The following is a 19,674-nucleotide window of genomic DNA, read 5'->3' as shown; positions in this document are numbered from 1 at the left end:
CCGCACTCCCTGCCTCACGCGCCACTCACCGCGACAGGTCTGAAATCAAGACCGTTTCCACGATGGAGTCGAACCCATGAACCGACCGCTGACGCAGAAGCCCAACCCGCACCGTGACGGCGAGAAGGCGAACACGCCCGACAAGCATCGCAACGACAAGGCGCGCTGGAAGGACCACGACCAGCCCGACGCGCCACGCACGGATCGCCCCGACCCGGAACAGGACTATCCGGACGCGCGCGACGGCGTGCCGCGCTGACGCAGGCGGCGCGCGTCAGAGCGGGGGCACGACCGGCCGCTCCCGCACCACCGTGCCCGGTGCGACCGCATAGCGGTCGGCGACGATCTGCTGCCGCTGCGCGACGGTGGCCAGCAATTCGTTGGTCCTGCGCTGCTCCTCGATCTGCCGCCGCAGCAGCCCCTTGATGCCGAAGACCGCGAACGGCACCAGGATCCACAGGATCGAGAGCACCAGGCCGAGCGCGAACAGGAAGAAGCCGAGGAAGGTGTAGCCGGCGGTCAGGTTGTCCATGTAGGTCTCCATGCGGATGATTCGGGGAATGGCGTTTCTTGACGGTCGTCAGGCCAGGGTGCGGACTTTCTTTTCGCGGTTCCACTGGCGCGTACGCGCCGCGGCGAGGAAGGCCTCGGTCAGGTCGGCATCGACCACGCCCGCATCGCGACCGACGCCTGCCGCCTTCAGCAGCGCCAGCGCGCCGGCATCGACGCCGATGGCCTTCAGGTGGCCGAACGCATCGCGCACAAAATCCACGGCGGCGGCCTCCTTGGTCAGGCGCTTGCCGGCATCGACGTCGAGCACCAGCGCCACGGCGTCGAACAGCACCGACGGCGTACCGGCCAACTGGCCGTCGGCCGGCAGCCGCGTGCCGTCGTCGAGCGTGGCGCCGCCGAGACGCGGAGCGATGACCTTGACGGTGGCGCCTTCCCGCTCGATCGCCTTGCGCAGCGCCTTGACGAGTTTCGCGTCGGAGCCGTCGTCGACCAGGATGCCGACCGAGCGTCCTTCCAGCGTGTCGCGCATCCGGTCGATGATGCGCAGCGCGGGCGATGGCGGCATGTCCTTGGGCGGAACGGCGGCATCGGGCGCCTCCGGCAGCTCGTCCATGCCCAGGCCCTTGGCCACGCGTTCGGCCAGCGCCGGGTCGATATGGCGCAGGTGGCCGACGACCGCCTCGCGGACATGCGGCGTCTGCACCTTCGACAGTTCGAACACCAACGCCGAGGCGAGGTGCGCCTGCTCGTGCGCACTCTGGCTGCGGAAGAACAGGCGCGCCTGGCTGTAGTGGTCGGCGAAGGATTCGGGACGCAGGCGCTGCTTGCCGCCCGCCTCCAACGGCGTGGCATGGCTGCGGAATCCCGTCGGCGTCTCGCGAGGCGAATCGGCCTGCAGCGAACTGGGCTCGTAGTTGACGCGTCCCTTCGGCACCGCCATCTGCATGTGGCCGTCGCGCTGCAGGTTGGCGAACGGGCACTTGGGCGCATTGACCGGAATCTGGTGGAAGTTCGGACCGCCCAGGCGCGACAGCTGCGTATCGAGGTAGGAGAACAACCGGCCCTGCAGCAGCGGATCGTCGCTGAAGTCGATGCCGGGCACGATGTTCGCGGGGCAGTACGCCACTTGCTCGGTCTCGGCGAAGAAATTGTCTGGCCAGCGGTCCAGCACCATGCGCCCGATGACGGTCAGCGGGACGGTTTCCTCCGGAATCAGCTTGGTCGGGTCCAGATGGTCGAACGGGAACGTCGCCGCCTCTTCTTCGGTGAACAGCTGCACGGCCAGATCCCAGGCCGGGTACGCGCCGGCCTGGATCGCTTCGAACAGGTCGCGGCGATGGAAGTCGTTGTCGGCCGCCTGCAGCTTCACCGCCTCGTCCCACACCGTCGACTGCAGGCCGAGCACGGGCCGCCAGTGGAACTTGACGAAGGTGGAGCGCCCCTGCGCATCCAGCAGCCGGAAGCTGTGCACGCCGAAGCCTTCGATGGTGCGCAGCGAGCGCGGGATCGTGCGGTCGCTCATCGCCCACATGATCATGTGCATGGTCTCTGGCGTCAGCGACACGAAGTCCCAGAACGTGTCGTGGGCACTGCCCGCCTGCGGGAAGCCGCGGTCAGGCTCCATTTTCACCGAGTGCACCACGTCCGGGAACTTCATCGCGTCCTGGATGAAGAACACCGGGATGTTGTTGCCCACCAGGTCCCAGTTGCCCTCGCCGGTATAGAACTTGACCGCGAAGCCCCGCACGTCGCGCGGCGTGTCGACCGAGCCCGCGCCGCCGGCGACGGTGGAGAAGCGGGCGAACACCGGTGTGCGCATGCCGACCTCGGTCAGCACCTTGGCGGTGGTGAACTTCGCCAGCGACTTCTTCAGTTCGAAGTAGCCATGCGCCGCCGTGCCGCGCGCATGGACGATCCGCTCCGGGATGCGTTCGTGGTCGAAGTGGGTGATCTTCTCGCGGAGGATGAAGTCTTCCAGCAGCGTCGGCCCGCGTGGCGCGGCGCGCAACGAGTTCTGGTTGTCGGCGACCGGGATGCCCTGGTTGGTCGTCAGCGCGGGATGCGTTCCGCCGGCGCTGTCGTGGCGTTCGTCGCCTGCGCCGCGCGCTGCCGAGCGTGCGGTCGGGGCAGGCGGCTTGGCGGACTTGGCGGGTTTGGCGGGCTTCTTCTGGCTGGCCATTCGTGTATCCATCATGGAGGGTGGCAAGGCGCATGCATGCGTTCGACACGTCGCGACGACGCGGAAGTTCGTGCAGCACGGCGTTCACCGGATCTTCCACGCGCTGCGTGACCGCGATGTGCACCGCAGGTCATGTTGGTGAACACCACGTTGGTAGCCGTAGTGCATCGACGCGCATCGCACCGTTCTCCGTCCGGCGCCGCCCGCGCCGTTGACGCGACATCGACACCATGTGCGTACGGTAGGGCTTCCCACGCGCCCATCAGGGAAGACGACATGTCCCACAGCAAGCTCTCGCCCGACTACGTGTGGCGACAGGAAGGCGATCAGCACACGCTGCACCTGGGCGCCCATCCCCTGATCCGCATCGCGCCCGTCGGCGCCGGCTGGATCGTGCGTACCATGCTGCATGTTCCCGGCATCGCACCGCAGCAGTTCGCCGTGCGCTCGGTGCAGAGCGGCAAAGGCTGGGCGACGCGCTGGACGCTCGACCGCCAGCGCCTGATCGCCCGCGCCTGCGGCAGGGAAGACCTCGCGCCAGAGGTCGTCCACGCGCCGCCGCGCCGTTCGTACGCCTGGCAGCATGCGAGCTGGACGCGGTTCGCCGGATAGCGCGGCTGACGCCGTTGGCGCTATCCGTCGTGCTGCGGAACTACCGCGTAAGCGTCGACGATGACCGATGTCATCCGCTGGACCGCGTCATTGAGGAGGCAGACGTGACACACGTGAACGAAGAAATCTTCGTCGTGGACGAACTTGGGCAGCAGGTGTCGCTGATCCGCATCACCTCCGACGTCGACGGCACGCCCGGGGAGACGGCAGCGTTCCGTACCGCCGACGGCCTTCGCGTCGTCGCGCTGGACGACGGCACGTTCCAGGCCGAGGCGACCGGGACGCGCTTCCGGCCGGCGCAATAGGAAGCCTTACGCGTCGGGGTCTCGCTTCGGCGTTTCCAGGATCTCGCGCACGCGCGCCGCCAGTTCCTGCAACGTGAAGGGTTTGCCGATCAGGTTGACGCCGGCATCGAGCACGCCGTTGTGGATGATCGCGTTGCGGCTGTAGCCGGTGGTGAACAGCACCTTGAGGTGCGGCCATCGCCGGGTCGCTTCATCGGCGAGCTTGCGACCATTGGTCTCCGGCATCACCACGTCGGTGAACAGCAGGCTGATGGACGGCTCGGTCTCGAGGATCCGCAGTGCCGCCGCCGCGCTGTCCGCGGAGAACACGCGATAGCCCAGCTCCGTCAATGCGTCGACGGAGAACTGGCGCACCGCCGGCTCGTCCTCCACGACCAGGATCACTTCCTGCAGTTCGCCGCGCGGCACCGGGATCGCGCTCGCCGTCATGTCCGTGTCCGCGGTCGCGCCCAGCTGCCGCGGCAGGTACACCTTCACCGTGGTGCCGTTACCCACTTCGGAGTAGATCTTCACGTGGCCGCCGGACTGCTTCACGAAGCCGTACACCTGCGACAACCCCAAACCGGTCCCCCGCCCCACTTCCTTGGTGGTGAAGAACGGATCGAACGCCTTGGCGATGACCTCGGCCGGCATGCCGCCGCCCGTGTCGGACACCGCGATGAGCACGTACTGGCCCGGCGCGATCCCCGGATGTTCGCCCGCATAGCCGTGGTCGAGGTAGCAGTTCGCCGTTTCCACGGTCACCCGCCCGCCTTCCGGCATCGCATCGCGCGCATTGACCGCGAGGTTGAGGATCACGTTCTCCAGCTGGTTGGGATCGGCATGGGTCCGCCACAGTCCGGCCGCCAGCACGGTCTCCAGGCGGACATCGCCGCCCAGCGAATGGGTGAGCAGGTCCGACATGCCGGCCACGAGTTTGTTGGCGTCCAGCGACACGGGTTGCAGGGGCTGCTGGCGCGAAAACGCGAGCAGCCGCTGCGTGAGCTGGGCGGCGCGGCGTGCCGCTTCCATGGCGATGTCCACGTAGCGCCTGGCGCGCGCGTCTTCCGGATCCAGCCGCACCAGGAGCAGGTCGAGCGGGCCGATGATGGCCGCCAGCATGTTGTTGAAATCGTGCGCGATGCCGCCGGTGAGCTGGCCCACCGCTTCCATCTTCTGGCTCTGGCGCAGCGCATCCTCGACGCGGATCCGCTCGGCGACTTCGGCGGCGACGCGGCTCTCGAGCTGTTCGTTGAGTTCCTTCAGCTGCGTTTCGGCGGCCTTCCTCGCCGTCACGTCGATGGCGACGCCGACGACGCGGATGCAACGCTCGCCGTCGAACAGGCCCCTGCCCTTGGCCGCGACCCAGCGCACCACGCCATCCTCCTTGCCGACGGTGCGGTACTCGACGTCGTAGAGCGCCCGCTGCGCGGGATCGGCGGCGGCAGCGAAGGCGTCGCTGGTCTTCTCAAGATCCTCGTGGTGGAGGCCGCCATAGAAGTCGGCCAGCGACACCGGCACGTGCGCGGAGATGCCGAACATGGCCTTGGTGCGCGAAGGCCAGATCAGCAGATCGTTGACCAGGTCCACGTCCCAGAAACCGATGTCGGAGGCTTCCGTCGCAAGCCGCAGGCGCTCTTCGCTTTCGGTGAGCGCGGCCTGCGCGGCCTTGCGTTCGGTCAGGTCGAGCATCGCGCCGATCATGCGCACCGGTTCGCCGGCGGGACCTCGCAACACGGTACCGCGATCGAAGATGTCGGCATAGCTGCCGTCGGCGCGCTGGAAGCGGTACTCGTCCTGCCAGGCATCGCCACCGTGGTCGATGACGTGATGGATGCTGGCGCCGATCCGCTCGCGGTCGTCGGGATGGATGTGGTCCAGCCACCACTGCGCGCTGCTCTCGGCGCGCTCGTGTCCGAACAGCGTGGCCAGCGCTTCGTTCCAGACCACATGGCCATCGGCCATGCGCCAGTCCCAGATGGCGTCGCTGGTGGCGAGCGCGGCCAGGCGATAACGCTCTTCGATCTCGCGGTGGCTGGCCTCGACGGCCTTGCGGTCGGTGATGTCGAGCGACGCGCCGATCAGGCCGATGACCTGCCCCTGCGCATCCCGCAACGGCGCCTTGGTGGAGAGCCAGAAGGCGCGCTTTCCGTCGGGGTAGTTCACTTCCTCTTCCAGCTGCTCGAGCTGGCCGGACGCCATGATGCGCGCGTCCACGGCCATGATGGCCGCTGCCTGCGCCTGGTTGTCGAGCAGTTCGGCGTCGGTCCGTCCGAGGTATTCCTGCGGCGGCCGGCCGATCAGGTCCGTCGTGCCGCGATTGCCGATCAGCAGGCGGCCTTCCCGGTCTTTCGCGTAGACGACGCCGGGCACCGCTTCCACGAAGGTGTTCAACAGGCTTTCGGCACGGTCGCGGGCTTCTTCCACCTGCCGCGTTTCGCTGATGTCGATCAGCACGCCCGGAAAGCTGGTGGCCACGCCCGCCGCATCGTGATTGACCCAGCCGCGCGCCTCGACCCAACGCCACTGGTCGCCGTTGCCCTGGGTCCGGTACCGGTGGACGTACTGTCCGCCGCGTGCGACGGCTTCTTCGATGGCGACCTGCAGCTCGGGTTGGTCGTCGGGATGGACGGAACGGACCAGGTCCTGCAGTGTCCAGCCCGAGCCGGCCGGCTCGCGTCCGAACGCCCGCGCAAGCGACGCATCCACGGTGACGCTGTCGGCAAGGATGTCCCAGGACCAGGTCCCGATGATGGCACCTGCGGCCAGCGCGACGCGTACGCGCTCGCTGTCCAGCATGTCCGGAGTGAAATCTGCAGAGCGATGGGGCATCGAAGGGTTCCCGGGTCAGGAACTGCACATGGCGGATGTCGTGGAGAGAGCCGAGAACCCGGCTCGCTTCTGCGTGCAGTCTAACCGGGCAAGCGGCCGCCATCGTCGTCATTGAGGTGAAGGACGGGATTCTCCCGGCATGTCCTGCCCGGGCTGGCCCGAGATCGGTGTCATCCGGTCGCGTCGTCCGCCCGCACGGCATAGGCCTGCGCGTCGACGACGATGCCGGTATCGAGCGTGGCCCGTACCGTCACGCGCACGTAACCCTCGCCTTCGAAATCGTCCAGACGGCGCCAGTGCGCGTGCAGCGCCGGCGACGTGAAGACGAACCCGTGCACGACGTCACCGGACCCGCCATCTGCAGACGGAACGAGTCCGGGATAACCCACCGCCGCGCCCCATCCCTGCGCCACCCGCGTGCCGCGCACGGTCGCGGCCTGCCACGACCCGGGCACGTCGGCCAGCACATGCGCATTGGGCCTGCCGGGTGCGAGGGTGCCATAGACGAACAAGCGATCCACGTGACGCACTCCTGTCATCGTTGCGACGCCGATTCCCGCCACCATCGGCGGACGGGGTCGGTCACGGGCAGTATGGTGGCCGCATCGTCGGGCCGCGTTGAATCGTTCGACAGGAGGGTTGCAGGCAACGCAAGTCGCGAACAGCACGTGCGTACCAGTGCGTTCCAGAATCCGCGTCCGCTGCATGCCTGGCGTTGACCTGTCGCTTGCTAGACTGAGGATGGTTTGACGTCCATCGGATGCAGTCCGGTCCATCACCCTGAGGATCCGCACGATGCACAAGGGCTCCGACTTGCTGGTCGAGGCACTCGAGAACGAAGGTGTCGACCGCATCTTCGGCGTACCGGGCGAGGAAAACCTCGACTTCCTCGAATCGCTGCGCAACTCGCGCATCGAACTGGTGCTGACGCGCCACGAACAGGCGGCCGCCTTCATGGCCGCCACGCACGGGCGACTGACCGGCCGGCCCGGCGTCTGCCTGGCCACGCTCGGCCCGGGCGCACTGAATTTCTCGACGGGCGCCGCCTACGCGCATCTCGGCGCCATGCCGATGATCCTCATCACCGGCCAGAAGGCGGTAATGAGCGCGAAACAGGCGCGCTTCCAGATCGTCGACATCGTCGCGTCGATGAAGCCACTGACCAAGATGACGCGGCAGATCGTCAGCGCCGCGGCGATCCCCGCGACCGTGCGCGATGCGTTCCGCGTGGCGATGGACGAGCGGCCCGGCCCGGTGCACCTGGAACTGCCGGAAGACATCGCCGGCGAGGACGTCGAGCACGTCCCCGTCATCCCGGTCCATCCGATCGAGCGCGCCATCGCACCCGACGCCGCACTCGATCGCGCGGCCCAGGCCGTGCTCGCCGCGCAACGACCGCTGGTGATGATCGGCGCGGCCGGCAGCCGGCCATGGCTCGCCGACGCGCTGTCGACGTTCGTGGCGCGCACCGGGCTGCCCTTCTTCAACACACAGATGGGCAAGGGCGCCGTCACCGGCGGCTCCAATCTCTACATGGGCACCGCTGCGCTGTCGGAAGGCGACTACGTGCACGAAGCGGTCGCGCGCGCCGACCTGATCCTCGCCATCGGCCACGACACGGTCGAGAAGCCGCCCTTCCTGATGCAGCAGGCCGGTGGCCCGACGGTCGTGCATGTCGGCTTCCAGTCCGCCACGGTCGAGCAGGTCTACCATCCGGACCTCGAAGTGATCGGCGATATCGGCGCGTCGGTCGAGGCGCTGGCATTGCGGCTGGAAGGCCGCTTGACCGCCGACGCGGGCATGCTGGAACTGCGACAGAAGATCCTTGCCCGCCTCAACGACCGTGCAGGCGAGGACCGCTTCCCGCTCACCCCGCAGCGCATCGTCCACGATGTGCGCACGGTCATGCCCGACGACGGCATCGTCTGCCTCGACAACGGCATGTACAAGATCTGGTTCGCGCGCAACTACCGCACCCATGTCGCCAACACGCTGCTGCTCGACAACGCGCTCGCCACGATGGGCGCCGGCCTGCCGTCGGCGATGATGGCGGCCATGCTGCATCCGCAGCGCCGGGTCATGGCGGTCTGCGGCGACGGCGGCTTCATGATGAACTCGCAGGAGATGGAGACCGCCGTGCGACTTGGGCTCAACCTCGTCGTGGTCATCCTCAACGACAGCGCCTACGGCATGATCCGCTGGAAGCAGGCGGTCGACGGCTTCCAGGATTTCGGCATGACCTTCGGCAATCCCGACTTCGTGCGCTATGCCGAAGCCTACGGCGCCAAGGGCTCGCGGGTGACCTCGGCGGAAAGCCTGGTGCCGACCCTCGAGGCCGCGTTCGCCGGGGGCGGCGTGCATCTGGTCGACGTGCCGATCGACTATTCCGAGAACACACGCGTGCTGGTCGACGAGCTGCGCAACCGGACGCCCGATCTGGAATGCAAGTGAAACGAGGAGAAACCGCATGCTGACCGTCGTACAGGCCTTCGATCGCGCGCCGATCGCGGAGATCGCGACCGACGATGCCGCGGCGCTGGAGCGCAAGCTGCTCGCCGCAGAGCGCGTGTTCAAGCACCGCGACGGCTGGCTCAAGCCGCACCAGCGCATCGCGATCCTGCGCAAGCTGGCGTCCCTGATGGACGCCCGGCGCGACCATCTCGCGATGCAGATCGCGCGCGAAGGCGGCAAGCCGTTGCCCGATGCCATCGTCGAGACCACCCGCGCGATCGACGGCGTCCACAATGCCGCCGACGAACTGCGCAATTTCGCAGGCCGCGAGATCCCGATGGGCCTGTCGGCAGCGGCGGAGAACCGCTGGGCGTTCACGACCAAGGAACCGATTGGCATCGTGGCGGCGATCTCGGCGTTCAATCATCCGTTGAACCTGATCGTCCACCAGGTCGCACCGGCCGTCGCCGTCGGCTGTCCCGTCATCATCAAGCCGGCAACCGCGACACCGCTGTCCTGCCTGGAGTTCGTGGCGCTGTTGCACGAAGCCGGCCTGCCCGAGCCCTGGTGCCAGACCTTCCTGCCGGAAGGCAATGAACTTGCCGAGAAACTGGCGACCGACCGGCGCATCGCCTTCCTCAGCTTCATCGGCTCGGCCCGGGTCGGCTGGTCGCTGCACGCCAAGCTCGCCCACGGTGCGCGTTCCGCGCTGGAACACGGCGGCGTGGCACCGGCGATCGTCGACCGCAGTGCCGATCTCGGCAGGATCATCGAACCGATCGTCAAGGGCGGCTACTACCATGCCGGCCAGGTCTGCGTATCCACGCAGCGCGTGTTCGTGCACGAGGACATCGCGGACGACTTCACCCAGAAGCTCGTTGCACGCGTCGAGCGCCTGCGCACCGGCGATCCGACACTGGAAGACACCGAGGTAGGTCCGCTGATCCTGCCGCGCGAGGCAGACCGAGTCGCGGAATGGATCGGGGAAGCGGTCGATGGCGGCGCCACGCTGGCGACCGGCGGACAGCGCCTCTCCGAAACGACGCTGCGACCGGCGGTGCTGCTGGATCCGGCCATCGACGCGAGGATCTCGACGCAGGAAGTGTTCGGCCCGGTGGTCGCGGTCTATCGCTACGACGACCTGGACGAGGCCATCGCGCGTGCGAATGCGTTGCCCACGGCCTTCCAGGCCAGCGTGTTCGCGCAGGACATCGACGTGGCCATGCGCGCGGCCGATCGCCTCGACGCCTCCGCCGTGATGATCAACGACCCCACCGCCTTCCGGACCGACTGGATGCCCTTCGCGGGCCGCCGTGAATCCGGCTACGGCACCGGCGGCATTCCCTACACCATGCGCGACATGACCCAGGAAAAGATGATCGTGGTGCGCAGGCGCTGATGGCGTGTCGACGCGGCGCGTAGCCGCTGGTCGAACTGATGCGCACGCGTCGGCCCGCAAGAATTTTCAGGCATCTTTCTGCCGGCGTACCGGCCTGCATCCTGCAAACGCGGGACTCTCCGGCGACAGGCGCCGGTACGTGTACGTCAGCGGATAGCCGGCGTAGACGTCGCTCATGCGCTGATCCTCCAGCCTGACGTCGTCGGGCACCGATACCTCGAGCGTATGCGGGTCGATCCACCGGAGGCCGATGCCGCGCTGGAGCGAGTGGAACGCGACGATGTTGCCACCGCCGCGCTGCGAGCCGATGGTGCACTCCGTCAGGGCCTGCGTCGTTGCGCCGCCGCTACCGTAATCGGTCGTGTAGTAATAGGCCGCGCACTTCCCTTCCGGGTGGGTGACGGGCTCGCTCGAGCACGTCGAATAGCCTTCGCCCGGGCAGCCGGAGAGCAGCGCAGGCAGGACGATCGTGAGCGCAATGGCCGATCGCTTCCTCGTACGAGTTGCCGGGCGCCCGAACCAGGCCGCGCCAGGACGCCACGCCAGCCTGAAGGAAGACTCAAGCGCCATCGGCTGCACCGACGTAGTGGTAACACCCGACCGCCACCAGCAGGACGACCAGCGCGATGGCGCCGACATCCTCGATGTCGACGTCCGACCTGAGCAGCCTGCGGCGCCAGGACGGGACAAGCAGGCACGGCGACACGACCACCAGACCGGCCGCGAGACTCACCAGGCCGCGCCAGACGTTGAACTGCCAGAATCCAATGATCTCTTGGAGCATCTGATGGGGCGCCTATCGCCTGGTTTGAGCCGAGTCGCGAAACGGGTTCGGAATGAATGGATTTTCTAACGCCGTGGCTCGACACAGGATCAATCGAGGAAGGCCCAGGTATCCGCACCGTCGAAGCGCCTGACGACCAGGGTGTCTACAAGTGCCGGTTCGAAGTTGCGCAGGTTGACGCCATGCCGGGCGCCCGGCTTGGGATCGAGCGGCTCCCAGTGGGTGACGACACCGCAGGTCATGCAACGCACGTTGCGCAGTGTGCGATCACCGCAGATGTAGTCTTCCGTATGCTCGGGATGACCGTGGACGGTGACGGTCCCGAATGCGTAGAACGCCCAGATACCCCCCGAACGACGGCAGAGCGAGCAGTTGCAGCTCAGCGCCTCGTCCGGCGCGGCGGGAAGCACCAGGCGCACCGCACCGCAATGGCAGGAACCCTCGAGCGACGGTGCTAGCGGTTCGTGGCTCATGGTCAACATCCTGATGTGCGGTGCGGCTGGCGTTCGCGTTGAACCGCGTTGCGAGGCGGCGTCGACGCCAGCATAGACGTGCGTGGAGTGTCAGGCCGCCATCCCACCGCACGCAAGCTATCGGCTGGAAGCCATTAGCAATGCCGTCCCATCCAGGTCGCGGAACGGACGACGCACACGTGCCTTGGGAATTCGCCCCCGCCCTCACGACGCCAGATAGAAGTCCATCGGAATAAGCTCGACGGCCCAGCCGCCCTCCTCGCCCAGCGTCGCGGCCGGATGCATGGAGGCGATGCGCAGCGCTTCGTCGTGGCTGTCCGCCTCGATGATGAAGAGGCCACCCACCACTTCCTTCGATTCGGTGTAGGGCCCGTCGCTGACCTGGGTCTTGCCGCCGCGCGGCCGCAGCGCACGCCAGTGCTCCAGATCGCCCAGCGACGCGGACACCAGCACCTTGCCGGTCGCGCGCATCCTGTCGTCCAGCGCAGGGCATTGGCTCACCAGCGCCTGGACGTCCTCCGGACGCATCGCGGCGAACTTCTCGGGGGTGAAATAGGCCAGGCCGAGGTATTTCATGGGAGCTCCTTCCGGTACGGATGTACGGACGACGAAGCCGAAGATCTGGAATCGACAAGACCTCAGTCGCGCGGGGTATACAGCGAGACCACGGCGATGCCGATCCCGAACGCCACGAGGGCGATGCCGTACCACTGCACCGTCCGCTTGCTGGCCTTTTCCACCTGCATGCTGCGCGGAAACAGGCCCGCGCGGCTGGGCGAGTTGGGGTGGGCCATGTACCGTGGTTCGGCCGTCACAAACACCAGGGTGCCGGCGCTGGCGAACACCACGGCCAGCAACAGGCCCAGCCCACTGGGTTTGAGCCGCTTCAGGAACGCGATCACCGGCGGAACCGCCGGGCATCATGACGGACGCGCATCGCGGCCGTCATCCGCATCACATCGTGTGCGTCGGCTTCTCGCCGTTGAGACTGCCGGCCAGCATCGTCTCGATGCGGTTCTTGATGGCTTCGCCCTCGCCGTTCTCGGCGAACTGCACGCCGATGCCGGCTGCGCGGTTGCCCTGCGCGCCGACCGGCGTCACCCACACCACCTTGCCGGCCACCGGCAGGCGGTCGCTGGATTCGGGCAGGGTCAGCAGCAGGAAGACCTCGTCGCCGAGGAAGTAGCGCTTCGGCGTGGGCACGAAGATGCCGCCGCCCTTCACGAACGGCATGTAGGCGTTGTACAGCGCGGCCTTGTCCTTGACTGCCAGTGACAGGATGCCCTGCCGTCCACCTGCTGCATTCATCAGCGTCTCCGTGTCTCGGTCAGCGTCGCGCCCCGACGGCGCGTCCGCGATCGCTGCCGGCCCAGGCCAGCAGCAGTTCCACCATGGCCAGGTCGCCGCGTACCGTGGTCCGCAACAGGTCGCGGGTGCGGTTGGCGGCGTCGAACCAGGCGGCCAGCTTGTTCAATCGGGCCGGATCGGTCAAGCCGACGCTGCCCGCCTGCGCCAGCGCCAGGTCGGCCGCATGCCGCAGCCGCGCATCGGCCAGTTCGTCGTTGGCCCAGCGCTGCGCGGTCTCGACTACGCCGATCTCGCCCTTCTCCAGCCACTGCATATCGCGTGCCACGGCCTCGCGCAGCGCCAGCCCATCGTTGCGCAGCCAGTCGTCGGCCAGGCCCGGATGGCCGCGCGCCGCGTCCAGCGCGCGCGCCGCATCGGCGGCCGCATGGCCCTGCGATTGCAGCCACGCCAACGCTTCGTCGCGCGGCGGAAGGCGGAACTCGATGCGCTGGCAGCGGCTGCGGATGGTCGCCGGCAGGCGCGCCGGCTGCGCGCTGACCAGCCACAGGTAGCGGTTGGGTGCGGGCTCTTCCAGCGTCTTCAGCAGCGCGTTGCAGGCGGACCGGTTGATCGCGTCGGCCGGATCGATCAGCGCCACCTGCGCGCCACCGTACTGCGGTGTGAGCGCCAGCTTCTGCGAGATCTCGCGGATCTGGTCAATGACGATCTCGGTGCGCAGCTTGCTGCCGTCCTTGGTGGCGACGAACGAGATGACCTGCAGGTCCGGATGCGTGCCCGCATCGATCAGCCGCGCGCTGCGGTCGCCCGCCGCCGGCTCGCCATTCGCATCGCGCTCCTGCGCCAGCACGCGGCGCGCAAGGCGATCCAGCACCGCGCGCTTGCCGAGACCGGCGGGGCCGCAGACCAGCAGGCCATGGCCGAGGCGACCCGATTCCAGCGCCGCGACGGCGTGGTCGTAGGCGCGCTGCTGCCAGGGAGAAAACACGGTGCTCATGCCAGGTCGCTGTCGGTCAGCGTGCGCAGGTAGGCGCCTATGGCGGCATCGACGGCCGCCGCCACGCCGGCGGGCGGCAACGCCGCATCGATCACGCGGAAGCGCTGCGGTTCGGCGGCGGCGCGCGCACGGAAGCCGGCACGCACGCGTTCGAAGAAATCGTCCTGCTCGCTCTCGATGCGGTCCGGCCACAGGTCGCGGCCGGCGGTGCGGGCGCGACCTTCGCGCACATCGAGGTCGAGCAGCAGGGTCAGGCCCGGCGTCAGCCCCACCGCACGGCGTTCGAGCGCAGCGATCCATTCCGGATCCAGTCCGCGGCCGGCGCCCTGGTAGGCGTAGCTGGAGTCGGTGAAGCGGTCGCTGATGACGAACGCCCCACGCCGCAGCGCAGGACGCACGACCTGGCGCACATGCTGGGCGCGCGACGCGAACATCAGCAGCAGTTCGGTCTCGGCGGCGAGCGGTTCGTCCTGCGCGCCGAGCAGCAGCTCGCGGACGCGTTCGGCCAGCGGCGTGCCGCCGGGCTCGCGCGTCAGCACCACGTCGTGGCCGGCGGCCTGCAGGCGGTCGCGGATGGCGGCGATGGCGCTGGTCTTGCCGGCGCCCTCGCCGCCTTCCAGCGTGATCAGCCGCGGCTGCGACAGCAGGGCCTCGCTCATGGCGCCTCCCCCTTGCGCAAGGTTTCTCGACGCGTCACCAGATAGCGCGCGACGGCCGCGTTGTGCTCCGCGAGCGTGGCCGAGAAGATGTGGCGTCCGCTGCCATCGCCGACGGCCACGAAGAACAGCGTGTTGCCGTCGGCGGGATTCACCGCCGCCTTCAGCGCATCGGCGCCGGGCATGGCGATCGGCGTCGGCGTCAGACCCTTGCGGGTGTAGGTGTTGTACGGCGTGTCGGTCAGCAGGTCGCGCTTGCGGATGTTGCCGTCGTAGCTGCTGCCGATGCCGTAGATGACGGTGGGATCGGTCTGCAGCGGCATGCCGAGCTTCAACCGGCGCGCAAACACGCCGGCGATGGCCGGCCGCTCTTCGGCGATGCCGGTTTCCTTCTCGATGATCGACGCCAGGATCAGCGCCTCTTCGGCCGACTGCAGCGGCACGTCCTGCGCACGCGCCTGCCAGACGCCTTCCAGCGTCTTCTCCATCGCCGCGTAGGCGCGCTTGAGCACGTCGAGGTCGGATTCGCTGCGCGTGTAGACATAGGTCTCCGGCAGGAAGCGGCCTTCCGGATGCTGCCCTTCATGGCCCAGCGCCGCCATCAGCTCGGCATCGCTCATGTCCGCGGTCTTCTGCTGCAGCGGCGTGGCGTTGCGTAGCGCGGCGCGCAGCTGGCGGATGTTCCAGCCCTCGACGAGGGTGACGCGGTATTGCAGCGTGCGGCCCTCGCGCATGCGCCGCAGCAGCTCGCGCGGCGTAAGGGCGGGATCCAGCGCGTACTCGCCGACCTTGAGCTGGCTGGCGGTGTCGGTCTCGCGGGCGAGCAACCGCCATTGCAGGTCCGTGCCGTGCGCGACGCCCTTGTCGCGCAGCTTGCGCAGCACGGTCGGAAAGGCATCGCCGCGGGCCACCTCGACGGTGGCGTCGGCCGCCACACCGCCGATGGCCGTGTCCGCGAAGCCGCGGTGGCCCTGCCACAGCCAGAACGCCGCGCCCGCCGCCAGGACCAGCAGCAGGACGAAGGTGATGACGATGAAGCGGCAACCGCGCTTGAGTGCTGACGCCACGCAATCCTCGGGGTGTGAAGCAGGCTGTGCAGGATACCCGGTCGCTGTCTCAGGCGGTGGGGCCGGCCGGCCGCGCGGTCAGCCTTCCAGCGCCTTCAGCACGCCGCGCGCCTTCGCCCGCGTCTCATCCAGTTCCTTGTCCGGGACCGAATCGGCGACGATGCCTGCGCCGGTGCGGAACCGGGCCACGCTGCCCGGACCGTCGGCCATGACCTCGGCACTGCGGATCAGGATGTTCAGGTCGAGGTCGCCGTCGCGGTTGAGCCAGCCGAACGCGCCCGTGTAGGCGCCACGCGGCACCTGCTCCAGTTCGGCGATGATCTGCATGCAGCGCACCTTGGGGCAGCCGGTGATGGTGCCGCCGGGGAAGGTGGCGCGGATTACCTCTCCGGGCGTCGCGTCCGCTCGCAGATGCCCTCGCACGTTGCTGACGATGTGGTGGACGTGCGCGTAGCTCTCAACCGTCATCAGTTCGTCGACCTGCACGCTGCCGGGCGTGCAGACGCGCCCCAGGTCGTTGCGCTCCAGGTCGATCAGCATGACGTGCTCGGCGCGTTCCTTGGGATGGCCGACCAGTTCGCGGATGCGCGCCGCATCGTCGTCGCCCTCGAAGCGCGGGCGGGTGCCGGCGATCGGCCGGGTTTCCACCACCTCGCCGCGCACCGAGACCAGACGCTCGGGCGACGAACTGACCACCGTCCAGCCGGGCGCTGAAAACAGGCCCGCGAATGGCGCCGGATTGGCGGTGCGCAGGCGTGCGTACAGTGCGGCCGGATCGAGCGGCGTATCGAAGCGCGCCTGCCAGGCACGCGACAGGTTGACCTGGAAGATGTCGCCCGCGCGCAGGTAGTCGAGGATGCGCTCGACGCCGTCGGTGAAGCGCCGGGGCTCGTCCTCGTCGATGCGCGCCGGCGGTTGCCATGCGGGCAGCGGCGGCAGCTCGGTCGCACGTGCGACGTCGGCGACGGTGCGCACGATCAGTTCGCCCTGCCCCGCTTCCGCGACGATCACGCAGTCGCCGGTGCTGCGGTCGCGCAGCACGGCGGCGGGACAGCGCAGTGCGAGCGCGACGGGTTGCGTTGCTGGTGCCTGCGGCAGCCGAAGCACGGGCTCCACCTGCTGCGCCAGTTCGTACGCCAGCAGCAGCGCCCAGCCGCCACGGAACGGCCAGCGCGGCTCTTCGCTCGGCGTGCGCTGTGCTTGCCAATGCCGGTCGAGCACGGCGAGGAAATCGCCTGCCTCCGCCTTGCCCTGCAGATCACGCGTGATGCCATCCGCATCCAGGCGCAGGCCGGTGCCGTCGGCGACCAGCAGGAAATCCCAGCGTCCTTGGGCGGTGCCGGACGCCACCGATTCCAGCAGCACCGGATAGCGCTGCGGATCGAGACGATGCAGGGACAGCAGGTCGGTATCGGACGGAAGCGCGCGCGTTTCGATCATGGTGTTCCTGGCCCCTCTCCCGCCGGGAGAGGGGTTGGGGTGAGGGTCCGGAGAAGATGCGATGGTTCAGGGGTCAATGATTTCGCCGCACCCTCATCCGGCGCTACGCGCCACCTTCTCCCGCAGGGAGAAGGATGCCTCGTCAGATCCGCTTGAACACCAGCGTGCCATTGGTGCCGCCGAAGCCGAAGCCGTTGGATACCGCGACGTCGATCTTCTTCTCGCGCGCCGTGTTCGGCACGTAGTCGAGGTCGCAGCCTTCGCCCGGTTCGTCCAGGTTGATGGTCGGCGGGATGATGCCGTGGTGGATGGCCAGCACGGAGAAGATCGCTTCCGCACCGCCCGCCGCGCCCAAGAGGTGGCCGGTCATCGACTTGGTGGAACTGACCATGATCTTGTACGCGTGATCGCCCAGCGCGCGCTTCATCGCCAGCGTCTCGGCCAGATCGCCCAGCGGCGTGGACGTGCCATGCGCGTTGAGGTACTCGACCTGCTCGGGATTCAGGCCCGCGTCCTTCAGCGCCGATCGCATGCAGCGCGCAGGGCCTTCGCCATTCTCGCTGGGTGCGGTCATGTGGAACGCGTCCTGCGAGGCGCCGAAGCCGGCCAGTTCGCAGTAGATGCGCGCACCGCGCGCCTTGGCGTGCTCGTACTCTTCCAGCACCAGGATGCCGGCGCCGTCGCCCAGCACGAAGCCGTCGCGGTCCTTGTCCCACGGACGCGAGGCCCGGGTCGGATCGTCGTTGCGGGTGGACATGGCCTTCATCGCGCAGAAGCCGCCCACCGAGGTCGGCGACGAACCGCGCTCGGCGCCGCCGGCGACCATCACGTCGGCGTCGCCGTACTGGATGGTGCGCATGGCGATGCCGATGGAATGGTTGGAGGTGGCGCAGGCGGAGACCGCCGAATAGCCGGGGCCCTTCAGCCCCTTCATGATGCTCAGGTGGCCCGGCAGCATGTTGATGATGGTGCTGGGGATGTAGAACGGGGAAATCTTGCGCGGGCCGCCTTCGTGCAGCTTCACCGCGGTTTCCTCGATGCCGAGGATGCCGCCGATGCCGGCGCCGATGATCGCGCCGATACGCTCGGCATTGGCCTCGGTCACTTCCAAGCCGGCATCGTCCATCGCCATCAGCGACGCGGCGAGGCCGTAGTGGATGAACGAGTCCATCTTCTTCACGTCCTTCGGCGACACGAAGGCGGTGGGATCGAAACCGCGGATCTCGCCCGCGATCTTCGTGCTGTAGCCCTCGGTATCGAAGGTGGTGATCGGACCCAGGCCCGAACGCCCGTTGACGATGCCGTCCCAACTGCTGGCCATGTCATTGCCCAGGGGGGACACCAGGCCCATGCCGGTGACGACGACGCGACGACGCTGGCTCATATCGGACTCCTTGTGGATCTTGACGGCCGTGTCCCGCATACGCGGGCGGATGGGGGCCGGATACGCGCGGGGCCGCATGCGCGGCCCCGACACGGTTGCTGCGACTGCCTGACTTACGCCTTGACGTGCGCCTTGACGTAGTCGATGGCCTGCTGCACCGAAGTGATCTTCTCGGCTTCCTCGTCCGGAATCTCGCACTCGAACTCTTCTTCCAGCGCCATCACCAGTTCAACGGTGTCCAGCGAGTCGGCGCCCAGGTCATCGACGAACGATGCGCTGGTGGTGACTTCTTCTTCCTTAACGCCGAGTTGTTCGACGACGATTTTCTTGACGCGTTCTTCGATGCTGCTCATGGATTCGCTCCAGACGGAGATGGGTGACGTGTTGGATTCTGCCGACGCGGGGCGAAGGCAAACCGGGGATAGTGTAGTGGAAACCGGCGGCGGCGGGCAGGTATCGCCAATCGCTACCGAATCAACCACTTACAGCTAATTCTTACGGCATGTACATGCCGCCGTTGACGTGCAGGGTTTCGCCAGTGATGTAGCCGGCGGCCGGTCCCGCGAGGAAGGCGACCGCGTTCGCGATGTCGGCCGGCTCGCCCAGACGGCCCAGCGCGATCTGTTCGCCGAGGGCCTTCTTGGTGTCTTCCGGCAGGTCCTTGGTCATGTCGGTGGCGATGAAGCCGGGAGCGACGACGTTGACGGTGACGCCACGGCTGCCGATTTCCTTCGCCAGCGACTTGGAGAACGCGATGATGCCGGCCTTGGCGGCGGCGTAGTTCGCCTGCCCCGCATTGCCGGTCACGCCGATCACCGAGGCGATATTGATGATGCGGCCCTTGCGCGCCTTCATCATGCCGCGCATCACCGCCTTCGATGTGCGGTAGACGCTGGTGAGGTTGGTGTCGAGGATGGCCTGCCAGTCCTCGTCCTTCATCCGCATCAGCAGGTTGTCGCGGGTGATGCCGGCGTTGTTGACCAGAATGGAGATGCTGCCGAATTCCTTGGTGACGGCATCGATCAGCGCATCGACGGCGCCCGCATCGGTGACATTCAGCTCACGGCCGTGGCCGCCGGCCGCTGCCATGCGCTCGCCGATGGCCTGCGCACCGGACGCCGTGGTCGCCGTGCCGATCACCGTTGCGCCCTGCGCGGCCAGTGCGTCGGCGATGGCGGCGCCGATGCCGCGGCTTGCGCCGGTAACGAGTGCGATCTCACCCTGCAGGGGCTTGCTCATGATGGGTCCTTGGAACGTTCCGCACGTGGCGGACAGGATAAGGGAACGGACGTGGCGTG

Annotated in this window: 22 protein-coding genes; 5 read left to right on the top strand and 17 right to left on the bottom strand. The window is 67.9% G+C overall.

Going from position 1 to position 19,674, the window contains the following annotated elements; genetic code table 11:
• Positions 1 to 76 precede the first annotated feature (76 nt).
• Positions 77 to 259: a hypothetical protein gene (locus AC04MD_RS02335; protein WP_475495711.1), complete on the top strand. Its 183-nt coding sequence runs from the start codon at positions 77 to 79 to the stop codon at positions 257 to 259.
• Positions 260 to 274: 15 nt separating this feature from the next.
• Here the strand turns inward: AC04MD_RS02335 and AC04MD_RS02330 are convergent, their stop codons facing one another.
• The gene (locus AC04MD_RS02330) at positions 275 to 532 is read right to left on the bottom strand and encodes a hypothetical protein (RefSeq protein ID WP_475495710.1); all 258 of its coding nucleotides are present in this window, start codon (positions 530 to 532) and stop codon (positions 275 to 277) included.
• A 48-nt stretch (positions 533 to 580) separates the two neighbouring features.
• Complete coding sequence (locus AC04MD_RS02325) at positions 581 to 2,692, bottom strand: catalase (protein ID WP_475495709.1); 2,112 nt, start codon at positions 2,690 to 2,692, stop codon at positions 581 to 583.
• Positions 2,693 to 2,968: 276 nt separating this feature from the next.
• Here AC04MD_RS02325 and AC04MD_RS02320 point away from each other — a divergent pair, with 276 nt between their 5' ends.
• Both AC04MD_RS02320 and AC04MD_RS02315 read left to right on the top strand, forming a co-directional pair.
• On the top strand, positions 2,969 to 3,304 hold the full coding sequence (locus AC04MD_RS02320; RefSeq protein WP_475495708.1) for a hypothetical protein: 336 nt from the start codon (positions 2,969 to 2,971) through the stop codon (positions 3,302 to 3,304).
• A 104-nt stretch (positions 3,305 to 3,408) separates the two neighbouring features.
• Positions 3,409 to 3,609 carry a hypothetical protein gene (locus tag AC04MD_RS02315; protein ID WP_475495707.1) on the top strand — a complete coding sequence of 67 codons (201 nt, stop codon included), beginning with the start codon at positions 3,409 to 3,411 and terminating at the stop codon, positions 3,607 to 3,609.
• Positions 3,610 to 3,615: 6 nt separating this feature from the next.
• On the opposite strand, the gene AC04MD_RS02310 is transcribed toward AC04MD_RS02315, so the two are convergent.
• Together AC04MD_RS02310 and AC04MD_RS02305 are read right to left on the bottom strand one after the other, a co-directional pair.
• On the bottom strand, positions 3,616 to 6,420 hold the full coding sequence (locus AC04MD_RS02310) for a PAS domain-containing hybrid sensor histidine kinase/response regulator (RefSeq protein ID WP_475495706.1): 2,805 nt from the start codon (positions 6,418 to 6,420) through the stop codon (positions 3,616 to 3,618).
• A gap of 170 nt (positions 6,421 to 6,590) precedes the next feature.
• Positions 6,591 to 6,941, bottom strand: a complete 351-nt coding sequence (locus AC04MD_RS02305; RefSeq protein WP_475495705.1) for a gamma-glutamylcyclotransferase family protein — start codon at positions 6,939 to 6,941, stop codon at positions 6,591 to 6,593.
• Positions 6,942 to 7,215: 274 nt separating this feature from the next.
• On the opposite strand from AC04MD_RS02305, the gene AC04MD_RS02300 reads away from it, so the two are divergent.
• Positions 7,216 to 8,871, top strand: coding sequence for an acetolactate synthase large subunit (locus tag AC04MD_RS02300; protein ID WP_475495704.1), 1,656 nt, complete (start codon positions 7,216 to 7,218; stop codon positions 8,869 to 8,871).
• Entirely contained in the window at positions 8,855 to 10,270 is a 1,416-nt protein-coding gene (locus AC04MD_RS02295; RefSeq protein WP_475496156.1) for an aldehyde dehydrogenase family protein, read from the top strand. The genes AC04MD_RS02300 and AC04MD_RS02295 overlap by 17 nt, the downstream gene beginning before the upstream one ends.
• 66 nt (positions 10,271 to 10,336) lie before the next feature.
• On the opposite strand, the gene AC04MD_RS02290 is transcribed toward AC04MD_RS02295, so the two are convergent.
• The 13 genes from AC04MD_RS02290 to fabG all read right to left on the bottom strand — a co-directional run bounded on the left by AC04MD_RS02290 (position 10,337) and on the right by fabG (position 19,615).
• On the bottom strand, positions 10,337 to 10,840 hold the full coding sequence (locus tag AC04MD_RS02290) for a hypothetical protein (protein ID WP_475495703.1): 504 nt from the start codon (positions 10,838 to 10,840) through the stop codon (positions 10,337 to 10,339).
• On the bottom strand, positions 10,830 to 11,054 hold the full coding sequence (locus tag AC04MD_RS02285; RefSeq protein ID WP_475495702.1) for a hypothetical protein: 225 nt from the start codon (positions 11,052 to 11,054) through the stop codon (positions 10,830 to 10,832). The genes AC04MD_RS02290 and AC04MD_RS02285 overlap by 11 nt, the downstream gene beginning before the upstream one ends.
• Before the next feature lie 89 nt (positions 11,055 to 11,143).
• Positions 11,144 to 11,527, bottom strand: a complete 384-nt coding sequence (locus AC04MD_RS02280; RefSeq protein WP_475495701.1) for a GFA family protein — start codon at positions 11,525 to 11,527, stop codon at positions 11,144 to 11,146.
• A 204-nt stretch (positions 11,528 to 11,731) separates the two neighbouring features.
• Positions 11,732 to 12,103 (bottom strand): YciI family protein, encoded by a 372-nt coding sequence (locus tag AC04MD_RS02275; RefSeq protein ID WP_475495700.1) that lies wholly within the window; start codon positions 12,101 to 12,103, stop codon positions 11,732 to 11,734.
• Positions 12,104 to 12,165: 62 nt separating this feature from the next.
• A complete protein-coding gene (locus AC04MD_RS02270) occupies positions 12,166 to 12,429 on the bottom strand; it encodes a hypothetical protein (protein WP_475495699.1) in 264 nt (87 codons plus the stop codon).
• Positions 12,430 to 12,481: 52 nt separating this feature from the next.
• Positions 12,482 to 12,835: a PilZ domain-containing protein gene (locus AC04MD_RS02265; RefSeq protein WP_192271587.1), complete on the bottom strand. Its 354-nt coding sequence runs from the start codon at positions 12,833 to 12,835 to the stop codon at positions 12,482 to 12,484.
• A 19-nt stretch (positions 12,836 to 12,854) separates the two neighbouring features.
• Positions 12,855 to 13,829: a DNA polymerase III subunit delta' gene (locus AC04MD_RS02260; RefSeq protein WP_475495698.1), complete on the bottom strand. Its 975-nt coding sequence runs from the start codon at positions 13,827 to 13,829 to the stop codon at positions 12,855 to 12,857.
• Positions 13,826 to 14,488 (bottom strand): dTMP kinase, encoded by a 663-nt coding sequence (tmk, locus tag AC04MD_RS02255; protein ID WP_475495697.1) that lies wholly within the window; start codon positions 14,486 to 14,488, stop codon positions 13,826 to 13,828. The genes AC04MD_RS02260 and tmk overlap by 4 nt, the downstream gene beginning before the upstream one ends.
• A complete protein-coding gene (gene mltG, locus AC04MD_RS02250) occupies positions 14,485 to 15,552 on the bottom strand; it encodes an endolytic transglycosylase MltG (RefSeq protein ID WP_475495696.1) in 1,068 nt (355 codons plus the stop codon). Before mltG ends, tmk begins: the two co-directional genes overlap by 4 nt.
• A gap of 78 nt (positions 15,553 to 15,630) precedes the next feature.
• A complete protein-coding gene (locus AC04MD_RS02245) occupies positions 15,631 to 16,992 on the bottom strand; it encodes an aminodeoxychorismate synthase component I (protein WP_475495695.1) in 1,362 nt (453 codons plus the stop codon).
• Between the two features lie 142 nt (positions 16,993 to 17,134).
• A complete protein-coding gene (fabF, locus tag AC04MD_RS02240) occupies positions 17,135 to 18,376 on the bottom strand; it encodes a beta-ketoacyl-ACP synthase II (RefSeq protein ID WP_475495694.1) in 1,242 nt (413 codons plus the stop codon).
• 113 nt (positions 18,377 to 18,489) lie between these two features.
• Positions 18,490 to 18,729, bottom strand: a complete 240-nt coding sequence (acpP, locus tag AC04MD_RS02235; RefSeq protein WP_014161144.1) for an acyl carrier protein — start codon at positions 18,727 to 18,729, stop codon at positions 18,490 to 18,492.
• Positions 18,730 to 18,871: 142 nt separating this feature from the next.
• Positions 18,872 to 19,615 (bottom strand): 3-oxoacyl-ACP reductase FabG, encoded by a 744-nt coding sequence (fabG, locus tag AC04MD_RS02230; RefSeq protein ID WP_475495693.1) that lies wholly within the window; start codon positions 19,613 to 19,615, stop codon positions 18,872 to 18,874.
• Positions 19,616 to 19,674 lie beyond the last annotated feature (59 nt).

The organism is Pseudoxanthomonas sp. LjRoot206 (genome assembly GCF_056175725.1).
The sequence above is the reverse complement of the archived record's forward strand: the minus strand, read 5'-3'. Positions and strand labels throughout refer to the sequence as shown.